This is a genomic window from Candidatus Fermentibacter sp., assembly GCA_030373045.1.
GTDB lineage: Bacteria > Fermentibacterota > Fermentibacteria > Fermentibacterales > Fermentibacteraceae > Fermentibacter.
Window position 1 is genome coordinate 24621 of record JAUCPW010000060.1, and the last position, 13344, is coordinate 37964.

General features: G+C 67.8%; 15 protein-coding genes. 5 read left to right on the forward strand and 10 right to left on the reverse strand.

Annotated features, from left to right (window positions below; genetic code table 11):
- Positions 1-22: 22 nt before the first annotated feature.
- Genes QUS11_10070 through hisS form a run of 6 tightly spaced genes read right to left on the reverse strand, consistent with a single transcriptional unit; the run spans position 23 to position 6301 of the window.
- The gene (locus QUS11_10070; protein MDM7993643.1) at positions 23-1246 is read right to left on the reverse strand and encodes an FprA family A-type flavoprotein; all 1224 of its coding nucleotides are present in this window, start codon (positions 1244-1246) and stop codon (positions 23-25) included.
- On the reverse strand, positions 1230-2051 hold the full coding sequence (locus QUS11_10075; GenBank protein ID MDM7993644.1) for a carboxymuconolactone decarboxylase family protein: 822 nt from the start codon (positions 2049-2051) through the stop codon (positions 1230-1232). Before QUS11_10075 ends, QUS11_10070 begins: the two co-directional genes overlap by 17 nt.
- 45 nt (positions 2052-2096) lie before the next feature.
- A complete protein-coding gene (locus tag QUS11_10080) occupies positions 2097-2585 on the reverse strand; it encodes a ferritin (GenBank protein MDM7993645.1) in 489 nt (162 codons plus the stop codon).
- The gene (locus QUS11_10085) at positions 2582-2959 is read right to left on the reverse strand and encodes a desulfoferrodoxin (protein ID MDM7993646.1); all 378 of its coding nucleotides are present in this window, start codon (positions 2957-2959) and stop codon (positions 2582-2584) included. The genes QUS11_10080 and QUS11_10085 overlap by 4 nt, the downstream gene beginning before the upstream one ends.
- 34 nt (positions 2960-2993) lie before the next feature.
- The gene (locus QUS11_10090) at positions 2994-4988 is read right to left on the reverse strand and encodes a SpoIIE family protein phosphatase (GenBank protein ID MDM7993647.1); all 1995 of its coding nucleotides are present in this window, start codon (positions 4986-4988) and stop codon (positions 2994-2996) included.
- Positions 4989-4990: 2 nt separating this feature from the next.
- Positions 4991-6301, reverse strand: a complete 1311-nt coding sequence (gene hisS, locus QUS11_10095) for a histidine--tRNA ligase (GenBank protein MDM7993648.1) — start codon at positions 6299-6301, stop codon at positions 4991-4993.
- Between the two features lie 129 nt (positions 6302-6430).
- On the opposite strand from hisS, the gene QUS11_10100 reads away from it, so the two are divergent.
- From QUS11_10100 to QUS11_10115, 4 genes are read left to right on the forward strand one after another with little or no spacing between them, the layout of a single operon-like run.
- Positions 6431-6994 carry a DOMON domain-containing protein gene (locus QUS11_10100; GenBank protein MDM7993649.1) on the forward strand — a complete coding sequence of 188 codons (564 nt, stop codon included), beginning with the start codon at positions 6431-6433 and terminating at the stop codon, positions 6992-6994.
- Between the two features lie 40 nt (positions 6995-7034).
- Positions 7035-8012 (forward strand): DUF523 and DUF1722 domain-containing protein, encoded by a 978-nt coding sequence (locus QUS11_10105; GenBank protein MDM7993650.1) that lies wholly within the window; start codon positions 7035-7037, stop codon positions 8010-8012.
- Positions 8009-9364 carry a deoxyribodipyrimidine photo-lyase gene (locus QUS11_10110; GenBank protein ID MDM7993651.1) on the forward strand — a complete coding sequence of 452 codons (1356 nt, stop codon included), beginning with the start codon at positions 8009-8011 and terminating at the stop codon, positions 9362-9364. Before QUS11_10105 ends, QUS11_10110 begins: the two co-directional genes overlap by 4 nt.
- Positions 9361-9891, forward strand: coding sequence for a flavin reductase (locus tag QUS11_10115; GenBank protein ID MDM7993652.1), 531 nt, complete (start codon positions 9361-9363; stop codon positions 9889-9891). Before QUS11_10110 ends, QUS11_10115 begins: the two co-directional genes overlap by 4 nt.
- A 73-nt stretch (positions 9892-9964) precedes the next feature.
- Here the strand turns inward: QUS11_10115 and QUS11_10120 are convergent, their stop codons facing one another.
- Genes QUS11_10120 through QUS11_10135 form a run of 4 tightly spaced genes read right to left on the reverse strand, consistent with a single transcriptional unit; the run spans position 9965 to position 12154 of the window.
- The gene (locus QUS11_10120; protein MDM7993653.1) at positions 9965-10738 is read right to left on the reverse strand and encodes a DUF169 domain-containing protein; all 774 of its coding nucleotides are present in this window, start codon (positions 10736-10738) and stop codon (positions 9965-9967) included.
- Positions 10739-10774: 36 nt separating this feature from the next.
- A complete protein-coding gene (locus QUS11_10125) occupies positions 10775-11242 on the reverse strand; it encodes a hypothetical protein (protein MDM7993654.1) in 468 nt (155 codons plus the stop codon).
- On the reverse strand, positions 11217-11771 hold the full coding sequence (locus QUS11_10130; protein MDM7993655.1) for an RNA polymerase sigma factor: 555 nt from the start codon (positions 11769-11771) through the stop codon (positions 11217-11219). Before QUS11_10130 ends, QUS11_10125 begins: the two co-directional genes overlap by 26 nt.
- A complete protein-coding gene (locus tag QUS11_10135) occupies positions 11768-12154 on the reverse strand; it encodes a hypothetical protein (protein MDM7993656.1) in 387 nt (128 codons plus the stop codon). The genes QUS11_10130 and QUS11_10135 overlap by 4 nt, the downstream gene beginning before the upstream one ends.
- Positions 12155-12280: 126 nt before the next feature.
- Here QUS11_10135 and corA point away from each other — a divergent pair, with 126 nt between their 5' ends.
- Entirely contained in the window at positions 12281-13342 is a 1062-nt protein-coding gene (gene corA / locus QUS11_10140) for a magnesium/cobalt transporter CorA (GenBank protein ID MDM7993657.1), read from the forward strand.
- Positions 13343-13344 lie beyond the last annotated feature (2 nt).

Below are 13344 nucleotides of genomic sequence, written 5' to 3' on the forward strand. Positions count from 1 at the left end.
GACCCGGACCCGGCCGGCCCGGTCAGCCGACCTCCCGCCGGAGCCTCCCGGCTGTCTCTACTCCGAGCGCCCTGCACGAGGAGAGCACATCACCGCCGGGCCTGAACTGACAAGCCAGCCCGGGATGCAGAAGTTCTACCTGCATTTCCGTCATCGCCGCGGAGAGGCGGCGGACTCCCTCCCCGCCCCACCCGTGGGAGCCGAAGGCCGCCCCGACCAGGTTCATCCTCCTGAGCCCCCCGAGATACGTGACGAGGTCGGCCACGGTGGGGAACATCGAGGCGTTGAGCGTGGGGGTGCCGAGGAGCAGGGCGCCCGCCTCGAGGAGATCGGCGGCGACATCGCTCCTGTGGCTGCCGTGGAGGGGGTGCACGACCGGGTCGGCGCCGCCTTCCCGGAGCCCTTCCGCGATCGCCCGGGCCATGATCTCGGTGGAACCCCACATGGTGTCGTAGGCCACGACGGCCCTTAGGGTCGGTTCCTGCGCCGCCCAGCGGGCGTAGAGCCCCGTGATGAGGCCCGGGCCGGATTCCGTCCCCGCGAACCACGCAGGGCCATGGTCCGGCGCGATGATGTCGATGCCGAGGTTCATCGCCGACACCTTCCCGAGCAGCTTCGTCACGAGCTGGGAGTACGGCATGAGGATGTTCGCATAGTACCTCCCGGCCTCCTCCCTGAGGATGGCTGCATCGATCCGGTGCGCGGCGGTCTCCGGGGTGGCGAGATGCATGCCGAATGCGTCCTGGCTGACGAGTATCCTCCGCGATGGCAGGTAGCTGAACATGCTGTCGGGCCAGTGGAGCATCCTGGTCTCGATGAAGGAGATGTTCTCCCCCCCGACCTCCACGGTTTCGCCGTCGCTGACGGCGGAGAGCCCGTCGAGGCCGCCGAGCTGCATGGAGAGGTTCTTCACGCCCATCCGGGAGGCGACGATGCGCGCCCCCCCGGCGGCCCGGGCGAGGTCTGCCAGGCCGCCCGAGTGGTCCATCTCCGCATGGTTCGAGACGATCAGTTCGATCGAGGCCGGATCGACGACGGAGGCTATCCGGGACAGCATCACGTCCATGAAGGGCTTCTTGACCGCGTCGAAGACGACGTTCCGGCCGGAGGGCGTGGTGAGGAGATAGCTGTTGTAGGTGGACCCCCTGTGGGTCGAATAACCGTGGAAGTCCCTCAGGCCCCAGTCCACCGCCCCTACCCAGTAGAATCCCTCGGCAAGGCGCACCGCTTCATAAACGCCGCTCATCAGACCCTCCACGCAGTTCGGAGGCAGCCTCCGACACAGATTCCGAGCAGCATCCCGCGAGCCGCTCCAGGAAAGCCGCATCCGCTTCCGTGAAGGCCGCCCGCGTGTCGGAGTCGATGTCCAGCTCTCCGACGAGCCTTCCTTCGCGGAAGACGGGGATCACGATCTCGGATTCGACGGTCGGGCTGCAGGCCAGGTAGCCGGGATCGGCGGAGACGTCGTCGACGAGGATGGTTCCGAGCGACGACGCGGCGCGCCCGCACACCCCGGCTCCGAACGGGATCCTGACGTGTTCCGTGGGCTTGCCGGAAAAGGGGCCGAGCACCAGGACGCCCTCTTCCGACGGATCCACGAGGTAGAAACCGACCCAGCCGAACCTCGGATCGGAGGCGTGCAGCAGGTCGCAGACCGCCTGGAGCCTGCCGGCATGCAGTCCGTGCCGCCTTCCGGGCTCGCCCCCGGGAGGGCGCCGCGACTCCATCCCGTTCCACATGGCGACGGCCCTCCGGAGATGGGGGATGGTGATCGTACCTCCGATGAGGCAGGCCAGGCCCATGGCCTCCATGACCTCTTCCCCGCTCGCTCCGGTGTCCCTGCAGCCCCCGAGGTGGTATGCCACGCAGTCGTCGCACCGGAGGGCGAGAGACACCGCGAGGCCTATGATCTCCTTCGTCGCGGCGCCGAGAGCTCCGTCGCCCCAGGCCTGTGCGTCGGCCGAAATCACTCTCTTCGCAGTCCTGTCGGCGCGCCCGAGCAGGAGCCCGTTCAGCTCCGCCCGGGTCGCGGCGAATTCGTCCCAGTCCATCGGTCCTCCGCAGGACCCTCCGGCACGGTCAGGCACCGGTGTCCTTCAGCTCCTCGCCCCCAGCTCGCGGTCGAGCATGAAGAGGGCGCCGGTGGAGTCGCCGGCGAGGACGAGCTTCTGTACTATGGAGTCCGCGTGCGCCTCCTCCTCGACCTGCTCGTCCACGAACCACTTCAGGAAGCTCGCGGAGGCGTGGTCCTTGACCGAGATCGAGAGGTCCATGAGCGTGTCGATGCGCGCTGTGATGTGCTTCTCGTGGGCGAGAGCGGCCTTGAAAGCCTCGAGGGGGGTCTTCCATTTCGCGGTGGGCTGGGCGATGGCCTTGAGGGCCACCTTGCCGCCCCTCTCGACGATGAAGGAGAAGAACTTCATCGCGTGGGCGGTCTCCTCCTGGCTCTGGACCCTCATCCACTTCGCGAATCCCGGCAGGTTCACGGACTCGAACCAGGCCGCCATGGCGAGGTACAGGTAGGCCGAGAAGGCCTCCTCGTTGATCTGGGCGTTGAACTCGTCGAGCACCTTCCTGTCCATCATGTCGCACTCCTCCAGAGGCTGTGGATGTTGCAGTACTCACGCGCCGAGAGCCCGGAGGCGACCGGGCCCGGGAAGAAGGCCTCGGGCGCCAGCCCGGGTGCCAGGTGACGCCTGCACGTGCGACCGTCGGCCACGAGCTCTATCCACTCGATGAAATGGTTCTCGAGCATCGGGTGCGGAACGCTGCCCACCCTGACCGTGTACCCTCCGTCGACCCTCTCGATGATGGGAACGTGCTTCTCGACAGAGGAGTCGGCGGTCTGCTCGACCAGGGCGGTCATCGGCTCGCCGCAGCAGACAAGCGTGCCGCCGCCGTGGTGGAGCATCTCGACGATGTTGCCGCATTTCCCGCACTTGAACACGGTTCCTGTCATGTCAGACCTCCGGGTTCGCGCCCATGGACCGATACTACAATATCGAGGGCGGGCGGGGCACGCCCGGCGCCCGCGACTTCAGGACGACCAGGGTCACGTCGTCGTCCGGGATGTCGCCGTCCGGAGGCTCCGAGCCGCTCAGCAGCCTCTCGACGAGCTGATCCGGCGAGGCTCCGGGATGATCCCGGACGAGCGACGCCATCCACTCCAGAGGGTTCTCCCCGATCCTCTCCAACCTGTCCGACAGCCCGTCGGTGTAGATGACGAGCGTATCTCCCGCTCCCATCGGCACCGTCGCCGATCCGTAGACGGCTCCGGGCGAGATGCCGAGCACGAGCCCGCCTTCTTCGAGCTCGATCGTCCCCCCTCCGCACGAGATCCCGATCAGGAGCGGGTGGTCGTGGCCGGCGTTGCAGTACTCGATCGAGCACGAGGAAGGATCGAGCACGGCGCAGAAGAAGGTCACGAAGCGGTCCTCGGGGCATATCCTGCAGAGGAGTCCGTTGAGGGCGGAACACGTCCCGGCCGGCGGGTAGCCCTCCTCGAGGAGGGTGGTCGCCGATGCGTGCACGGCCGACATCAGGATCGCCGCTCCGGCTCCCTTGCCGGCAACGTCGGCGACGAAGATCCCGACCCTGCCGTCCTGCAGACGCGAGATCCCGAAACAGTCGCCCCCCACCTCCCGGGTGGGCCTGCAGACGACCGACGCGCCGAAGGGTGAGAGATCGGGGACGGGGGCGGAGAGCAGCCCGTCCTGCACGCTCCTCGCTATCTCGATCTCCTCCTGGTATCTCCCCCTCTCGATGTTCTCGGCGAGCAGGCGCGAATTGAGCATGGCGACGCCGGCGAGCCCTGCGAACGCCTCGACCAGGCCGGTGGACTGCCTCACGAAGGCGAACGGACTCGACGAGACCGCCACCAGGCTCCCGAGATCGATCCCTCCGGCGCGGATGGGCGTGACCAGCAGGGACCTCGTTCCGAGCCCGGCCGATCCCAGCCTCGCGAGCGGGGAGCCCTTCGGGAGCCCTGCGAGCACCTGCGTCCCCCGCATGCCCGGGGAGCCCACCATGCCGCTGACTCCGCATCCCGGCAGCCCCTCCACGATCAGATCGGTGCCGCTCACCTTCACGATGCTCGACGAGCCGTCCGGATCGAGCAGCTCGACCCACGCCGCGTCGACTCCCGGCAGGCCGCAGGCGAGCCTCGCAACGCTCTCGCAGACAGCCTCCGCCCCTGCTCCGGAAAGGATGAGGTCGCCGAGCTCCTGCACCGACCTGAGCCCCCTCCTGAGGCGCTCCATCGCACCCGCGGAGGGGAGCGAGAGGAGGATCGCGAAGGCGGCAGCCCCCGATATCCCCGAACCCGCGACGGAAAGAGCCGTCGACAGCCCGGAGACCGCCCGGGAGGCTCCGGCCCGGTCCGCCGAGTCCGCCGCTGCCGCAGAGGCCGCGGCAAGGGCTATGGCGACGGCCATGGCGATCCATCTGCCCCTCGAATCGAGGTAGTGGATCCATCCCGATCTGAATCCGGCGAGCAGAGCGGCGGCAGCGGCGAGGAACACCACCGGGCCTGTGCCTGCGAAGGATCCGTTCTCTCCCGAGCCTCCTGCGGCCGCCTCACCGGAGGGGAGCACCGAGAGCAGGATCCCGTCCAGGATCAGGAGCCCGATCAGGATCACGGAGACCGCTCCTGCGAAGCGGGGGCTGTCGGTCATCGAAAGGGATCTGGCATAGACCAGGAAGAGAACGGACGAGGCGATGGACAGCCCGGTCAGGACACCGGCGGGAATCCGCGCTCCCAGCAGGGAGAAGCCCGAGGATGCGGCCAGCAGGACGGCTGCGATGGCCAGTCTTGCACCGAGGCTCCTCCGTGCGGGAGTCGCGAGGGTCTGGAAATACAGGAGGGCCGCGGCGAGAGAGGCCCCGATCCCGGCGGGATCCGGGGAGGCGGTACCGAGTGCTCCGGACAGCGCTGCGAATACCGCCGTCAGCAGGGCGGCAGGGAGCCCCGGAACCCTCGGGATGCCCATGCTCAGCCGGAGGCCAGCATGCCGAGGATCCAGCTTGTCAGCGAACCGGACCGGACGCGATGCTCGGTCCCCGACGCCATGTCCTTGACGAGAGCTTCTCCCGAAGCGACCTCCTCCGGTCCGGCGACGACCACCAGCCTGGCCCCCGCCTTCCCCGCGGCCCTGAACTGCCTCGAGATGCTCCTGCCTTCTATCTCCATGACTGTCCTGACGCCGTGCGCCCTGAGGCTCTCGGCCCACGCCAGGGCGGCCGGCGCCTCGGAGGCGGAGTAGACCGCCACGAATACCTGCGGCCTGCAGCATTCCCCGGGATCGGCGGGCAGGAGCCCGTACGTCTCCAGGAACAGCTTCAGTGTCAGGAGGCCCAGGCCGAAGCCCACTCCCGTCACCGGCTTCCCGCCGAACAGGCCCACGAGATCGTCGTACCTGCCGCCGCCGCAGATGGCCCGCCTGTTCCCGCTCCCGGTGTCCGAGAGCTCGAAGACCGTGCCGGTGTAGTAGTCCAGCCCCCTGACCACGGATGCGTCGAACGAGGCGGAGGCAAGCCCGGCGGCTTCGAGCAGCCCGGCGAACTCCTTCATGCGGGCGTAGCTCCCGGATCCCGATGCAGCGCCGGCCAGCCACTCGTCATCCAGGGACCTCACCGAGGCGAACTTCTCGAGGACCGACGCCTTCTCGTCGCTTCCGAGGATTCCTGCGGCATAGGCGAGCCACTCGGGCCTCTGCATCTTGCCGATCCTGTCCACCGCTCCGAGGGCGCTCTGGATCTCTTCCGGAGCGATCCCAACGGCACGGAGGACATCCGTTGCGAGGCCGCGCCCCGAGTACCCGATCCGGTAGGTTCCGGGGAGGGCACCGAGGTTCTTCATGATCCTGTCCAGGACCAGCATGACCTCGAGGTCGCCCATGGAGCCCGTCTCGCCGAGGATGTCCAGGTTGAACTGCCTGAACTCCCTGACCCTGCCGCGCTGAGGGCGCTCGTACCTGAAGCACAGCGGGAAGGACATCCAGCGGACCGGGCTGGGGACCTCGGGGGCCGATGCTATCATCCTGGCGAGGCTGGGAGTCATCTCCGGGCGGAGCACCACCCTCCTCCCGCCGCGGTCCTCGAAGGAGTACCCCTGCTCCGAGATCAGCCCGCCCCCGGACTTGGCGAGGAAGAGCTCGACGGGTTCGATCGTCGGGCCGTCGTACTCCTCGAATCCGTAGGAGCAGGCCGCCTTCCTCACCATCGAGACGATGTAGGCCTCGACGGCCATCTCGGAGGGATAGAGCTGCCTCATCCCGGTCAGCGGCCTGGTGCTGAGTTCCATCGTACCTCCGCTTTGGCACCCGTTCGGTGGCGCATGCGCCGGCCTCCGGGTCCGCCCGGTGCGCGAACCCGCCACGGCTGCTATCTTACAGAATCGGTGGTTCCGTGAAAACCCGGAAGGAGCTCGACCATGCGTGGATCGCTCCTCTTGATCCTTTCGTGCCTGATCCTGGGCCAGTCATCCTGTTCGACCGGCGATGACGCCGCCCCCGCGGGCGATGCCGCGCCACCCCCGCCCGACTCCGCCGGAGGAGCCCGTTCGGTGCAGCGGGAGGGGTTCCTCCTGTCCTGGACCGTCGAGGGCGCGGAGGCTGTGGTGACCATGAGCGCACCGACGACGGGATGGGTGGCCGCCGGGTTCCACACCGAGGGCGCCATGCAGAACGCCCAGATAGTCATGGGCTGGGTGGACGGCGATGCGTTCGCCCTGCGCGACGACTTCGGCACGGGCTTCACGACCCATGCCCCGGACACCTCCCTCGGAGGCTCCGACGACCTCGTGCCGGTGTCGGGCACGGAGGAGGACGGCAGGACTACCATCGTCTTCAGGATGCCGCTGGATTCGGGCGACGTGAACGACAGGGTCCTCGTCCCCGGCGAGCCATGCCGCGCCCTCGTCGCCTACGGGAACGACGGAGACGACGACTTCACGTCGTATCACGCCTGGGCGGCGATAGTGGAGATAGAGATCTGACAGGGGCGCCGGGACCATCCCGCCTCCCGCAGGAGGCCGCATGAGACCCCACATGAAGCCCGTGCTGCTCGTGAGCGAATGCCTCGCAGGCGCGCGATGCAGGTACGACGGCTCATCTGCGGAGGACCCCTTCGTCCTGAGGCTCATGCCGTTCTGCGAGGTCCGAACGGCCTGCCCCGAGGCGGGGATCGGGCTCGGGGTCACGAGACCGCCGATTCGTCTGGTCTCGGACGGATCGGGCGGGGCGCTTCTAGTGCAGCCGTCCACCGGCAGGGACCTCACTGCCGCCATGTCGGCGTTCTGCTGGCGGGTCCTGTCGGACCCCGGAAGCCTGGACGGGGCGGTGCTCAAGTCCAGGTCGCCCTCCTGCGGCATCTCCGATGTCAGGGTCTTCTCCGGCGCCGACGGCCCGGCACGAGACGGCACGGGGCCGGGGATGTTCGGAAGAGCCGTGCTGGAGGCCATGGGCGGCAGGCCCGTCATCCACGAGGGCAGGCTGTCGAACCCGAGGCTCCGCGAGCACTTCATGACGTCGCTGTTCACCCTGGCCAGGTTCCGGTCAGCAGAAAGCGAGTGCTCCGAAAGGCGCTCGCTGGGTCCGCTCGTATCCTTCCACGCCTCCGCCACGCTGCTTCTCTCGGCGTACAGCCGCGAAGAGGGAAGGAGGATGGGCAGGCTCGTAGCAGACGGGGGTCCCGGGTCGGTATCCGCCTATGGGGCATCCCTCGTCCGGGCCCTTGCGCGGCCCCTCCGCACGGATCCGGCCGTCGACGCTCTCATGCACGCCTTCGGCTACTTCAAGCGGGACCTGTCCTCCGCCGAGAAGGCCCTGTTCCTCGACAGCCTCGAGGACTTCGGGGCAGGGAGGACCGCCATGGGGATACCGGGCTCCCTGATCAGATCATGGACCGTCAGGTTCGGCACCGCCTGTCTCGATGACCAGATCATCTTCGACCCGTACCCCCCGGCCCTCGCCGGCACGGAGGATCCGGCCCGCGGGGAGGCCCCTCCGCGATGATGGAGGAGAGGGTCCGGCAGGCTTCCTGCACTCCCTCCGCGCGCGGGGCCTCCTGGATCGTGTACTGGATGCAGCAGGCCCGTCGGGAGGCCTGCAACCACGCCCTGGAGTACGCGCTGGCGAGGGCGTGGGACATGGGTCTGCCGGCCTTCGTCCTCTTCTGCGTCGACCCGTCGTACCCGGGGGCGGGACCCTCGCACTACCGGTTCATGCTGGAGGGTCTCGAGGAGACGGCGGGCGATCTTGCCGCCAGGGGCATCAGGCTCCTGGTGCGGATCGGCGATCCCGTGGAGGAGCTGGTCGAGGCATGCGGAAGGGCCGCCCTCGCCGTCACCGACGGCGGGCACACCCCCGTCCAGAGGCGGTGGAGGGCGGAGGCGGCGGCGAGGTGCCCCTGTCCGCTCTACGTGGTGGAGACCGATACGGCCGTGCCACCCGGCATGCTCCACGACCGCATGGCGTGGTCGGCGGCCGTGGTCCGGAGGAGGATGGAGCCCCTCCTGGAGGGCATGCTCGAACCTCCGCCGAGGCTCGGGGTCGCCATCCCGGGCTTCCTGCCCGACATGCCGGCGATGAGCCCGCTCGAGGCGCTGGCCCTGCTCCCCGGGCATCCCGGAGCCGGCCCGGCGGGGAGGATCAGGCCCGGTTCCGCCGCAGCCCGGACGGCGCTCGGGCGCTTCATCGACGAGGACCTCGACGAGTACGGGTCCTCTTCGCGCGATCCGGCGAGGAACTGCGTCTCGGGGCTCTCGCCCTACCTGCACTTCGGCCAGATATCCCCCGTCGAGGCGGCCCTCGAGATCAGGAATACCGGCAGCCCGGGAGCCGGAGCCTTCCTGGAGCAGCTCCTCGTGCGCCGGGAACTCGCGGTCAACTTCTGCGCGAGGTCGCCCGCCCCCGGCTCGTGGGGCGCCATTCCGGAATGGGCCAGGAGGACGCTCGGGGAGCATACCGGGGATCCGAGGGAGTACACGTACACCCTGGAGGAGATGGATGGCGCCCGCACCCACGACGATGCATGGAACGCCGCCCAGAAGGAGCTCGTCACGACCGGCACCATGCACGGATACATGAGGATGTACTGGGGCAAGATGATCCTGGCGTGGACGCCCTCTCCGGAAGAGGCCTTCCGCAGGGCCACCCTGCTCAACGACAGATACGCGCTGGACGGGAGGGATCAGAACAGCATGGCGGGCATCGGCTGGTGCTTCGGGCTCCACGACAGGCCGTGGCCCGGGCGCAGGGTCTTCGGTTCCGTCAGGTCCATGACGCGCCGGAGCCTGGAGGCGAAGTACGACATCGGCGCCTATGTAGCGAGGATCGAGAGCATCGCGGGGGAGGACATGCGATGATGAGTGCCGGGGATGCCGGATTCTCGGCCCTGCCTGCAGGCGGGGTCGTCATGGATCCCTTCGACGGGATAGGCAGGGGCTGGATGCTGGTGACCGGAGGCGCCCCCGGGTCATGGAACACCATGACGGCGAGCTGGGGCGGGCTGGGGCACCTCTGGAACAGGGACGTCTGCTTCGTGTTCGTGAGGCCGCAGAGGCACACGCGCCGTTTCATGGACGGGTCGCGCCTGTTCACTGTGTCGTTCTTCGGGGAGGAGCACCGGGCCGCGCTGGAGTACTGCGGGAGCCATTCCGGCCGCGATGTCGACAAGGCCGCCATGACCGGGCTCGAGCCCTTCGAACCGGTGCCGGGATGCGTCTCCTTCAGGCAGGCGTCCCTGGTCCTGGCTGCCCGGACGATATACACGCACGACCTGTCGGCGGAAGGCTTCCTGGACGATGCCCCGCTGAGCCTGTACCCGCACTCGGACTTCCACAGGATGTACGTGGGCGAGATCTCGGCAGCGCTCTCGGGGCCCGGCCGCTAGCCGCCTTCCGCGCGGAGAGAGGCGAGCATGCCGAAGTGCTCCCGCTCCTCCGCCACGAGTTCCCGGAGCCCTGCTAGTTCGAGCATCCCGGATCTCCCTGCTCGAGGGTGTAGGCGGGGGGCATCTGCGGCGTCCACATGACGTTCGGCGGGACTGGATAGAGCGGGCCGGCCTTCGAGAGCTCGGCAAGGGCGCCGGCCATTCCCTCGAGCATCGGGTGCGGACAGGCGAACACGAGTTCGTGGTTCTGCGTACCGCCGAACCTCCTGTCACCCGCGCAGGGGAAGCCGATCACGGGTCTGCCGGTGCCGGACACGAATCCTATGGCCGAGCACGCCGCGGCTTCGGCAACGGTGTCCGCGGCGACCCTCTCCCCGGTCCGGTAGAGCGCGGCATGCACGAAGCGCATCACCTGGGCCGGATTGCAGTAGAACAGCACGGCGTCGGGCACGGGATCGCCATCGGGATACCCTGCGAGCGGCGCGACCGAGACGGCCTGATAGCGGGCCCCGGAGTCGCCGAGCTTGAAGGTGTTCCTGAAGAAGGCCTCGCCGGCCTCCCGCGATGCGACGTACCTGCCCACGGCTGCGGAGCCGTCCCTGAACGCCGGAGGCGTCTCGACCAGGCCGAGGCATGCCGCCCCGATGGCGCAGACCATCCGCTCGGGCACGCCCGACGCCTGCCTGCCCTGGTGCCTGGCCATCGATATGAGCTGGCAGATGTTGACCGGGAAAGGCAGGGGCCTGCGGGGGAGGTCCTCGCGTGATGCGTGGAGCTTCACCGCCACGGGTCCGGTTTCAAGCCTCAGGATGCTCGCGAACTTGCCGGCCAGGGTCGCGTTGTCCATGCGCCGCTCCTCCCGGAGAACTCCTGCCGTCTGCGGTCATCTCCCGTACCGGGAGGCGAGGAACACCATCGTAACCGTGGTCAGGAGGATGCCGAAGGCTATGGCTGCTATCCATACCGAACCGGGTTCCATCGCCCTCGCAGCGGCCTGCGCCACCTGGTGGAACCCGTCGCCTGCGAGCAGGCTCCTGCCCGACGACGCGAGAAGCCTCCAGGCTCCGAACAGCACCGCCGCGGCGGCTCCCGAGGCTGCCACGGCCCTCAGGATCGTGAAGCGCCCGGAGGGCTTGTCGAGCAGGTCGATGGAGGCGTCGATCCGATCGAGGAGGCCGTCGGGGATCCCGTAGGAGCCTGCGAGGCCCTGTTCGATCAGCTTCTCGGCCTCGAGCGCCTTCGTGCATTCCGGACACCCGGCGCAGTGCTCGAGGAACGACGCGGCCATGGGGGGATCGAGCAGCCCGAGCAGGTACTCGACGGCTTCAGCAGATCTGCTGCACGAGCTCATTCTCCCTCCCTTCCAGGATCTCTCTCAGCCTGCGCCTGGCGCGCAGAAGATACACCCTGACGTTCTTACCGGGGATTCCGAGGACATCGCCCGCCTCGGCATGCGTCATCTCGTGGAAATAGACGAGGGTCAGGAGGGACCTGTCCCTCTCGGGGAGCCTCGACAAGGCTGTCTCCAGGAGGCCGGACCCGGGATCGGGCCGCCTGTCCTCGGCTCCGTACCCCTCGATGTCCTCGCCTTCCAGGACCTGGCCGGGGATCCTCTTCCTCAGGTGGTCGATCGCGGCCCTCCGCGTGATCGAGGCCAGCCAGGAGGGAAACCTGCCGCTCTCCCTCAGGAGGCCCAGGTTCAGCCAGGCCTTCACGAAGACCTCCTGCGCGATGTCGCAGGCCTCGTCAGGATCGCCGACGGTCCTCCTGGCGAGCGCATGGACGAATCCGGCGAAGTCGCGGACGAGTGAGTCGAATGCCTGCCTGTCGCCGGCCTTCGCGCGATCCACCACATCCGCGACTCCGTCCGCATCTCTCAACTCCCGTCGCCCTTCCTTGCGGTAACGCGCCAGATCACCACGAGGGCGATACCGCCGAAGAACAGATAGGCTCCGGGTTCGAGCATGCCGGTCTGACCCAGCACCAGCGCCGTGAAGGCCATCGCAGCCGCGATGCCGATCAGGAAGACCCCGGCCTTCACGGTCCAGAGTCTGTTCCTCGGCTGTTTCGGGTTGATGATCCCCACGATCTCCCTGATCTCCTCGGGACCCTTCCCGGATGCCACCGCACTTGCGACCATCTCCTGGAGGGCCATATCCTTCCTGTGCGAGAAGTGGATCACGAGGGCCGCTATCGCGAGGGGTCCACCGATGCTGAGCAGGATCGCGACAATCGGGATCGCCGATTCCATGAAGCCGTCCATTCCGGGTCTCCTTTCTGCTGCCTCGACCATAGAGACGCCGCGGCCGGCACGGGGGTTACACGCCACCCGCCATGCCGAGCATAAGGGCCCGCGGGGCAAGGCACAAACGATAGACTGGAGGATCAGATGACCAGTTCCTTCACCGGCCTGGGCGGCAAGCGGGGCCTCTCGCCCGGAACCCTGGTGAGCAGCCCGGGGAGGGAGCAGATCGAGACCAGGATCACCCTGCTCCGCTGGAGTGAGGAAGAGTTCTCGATCCTGGATGTCGACGACCCGGCGTCGCCCGCGCAGGAAGGAGAGGACTACACAGTCCGCTGGATGAGGATCAGGGGATTCTCGGACCTCTCCGTGGTCAACACCGTCGGGGGCCTGTTCGGCATACATCCCCTCCAGCTCGAGGACGCCGTCAACAGGCACGACAGGCCCAAGGCGGAACTCGACGAGGAGAGCGTCTTCGTCACCCTGAGCTCGATCTTCCCCGGAAACGGCGGGCCACCGGTCCACGGCCACCTGGCGCTCTTCCTGAAACCCGGCATCCTGATCTCGTTCGAGGAGGGCGATACTCCTCTCTTCGACGCTGTTGTCGATAGGATGAAGAGGGGCGGCTCGAGGCTCCGCAGGTACGGGCCGGACTACCTCTTCTACGCCCTGATGGACGCGGTGGTGGACGGATACTTCGCGACCCTCGAAGACATGGCCGACAGGATAGAGAAGCTCGAGGAGGACGTGGTGGAGGGGGACGGCTCGGATCTGCTCGAGAGGATCCACTCCATGAGGAACGAGATGCTCCTCTTCAGGCGTTCGGTCTGGCCCATGCGGGAGCTCGTGGGGAACCTGACGAGGACGGGCGACTCGGCCTTCTCGAGCGTCACGCTGCCGTACATCAGGGACCTCTACGATCACGCGGTGCAGGTCGTGGAGACCTCGGAAACCCTCAGGGAGATGCTGTCCGCCATGCTCGACACCTACCTGTCGAGCACCAGCAACAGGATGAACGAGGTCATGAAGGTCCTGACGATCATCGCGACCATCTTCATGCCGCTGACCTTCATAGCAGGGATCTACGGGATGAACTTCGAGCACATGCCCGAGCTGGGAAAGGCGTGGGCCTATCCCGCGGTGCTCGGTGCGATGGTGCTGATCGGTTTCGGGATGGGCTTCTGGTTCCGGAAGAAGGGCTGGCTGTGAAC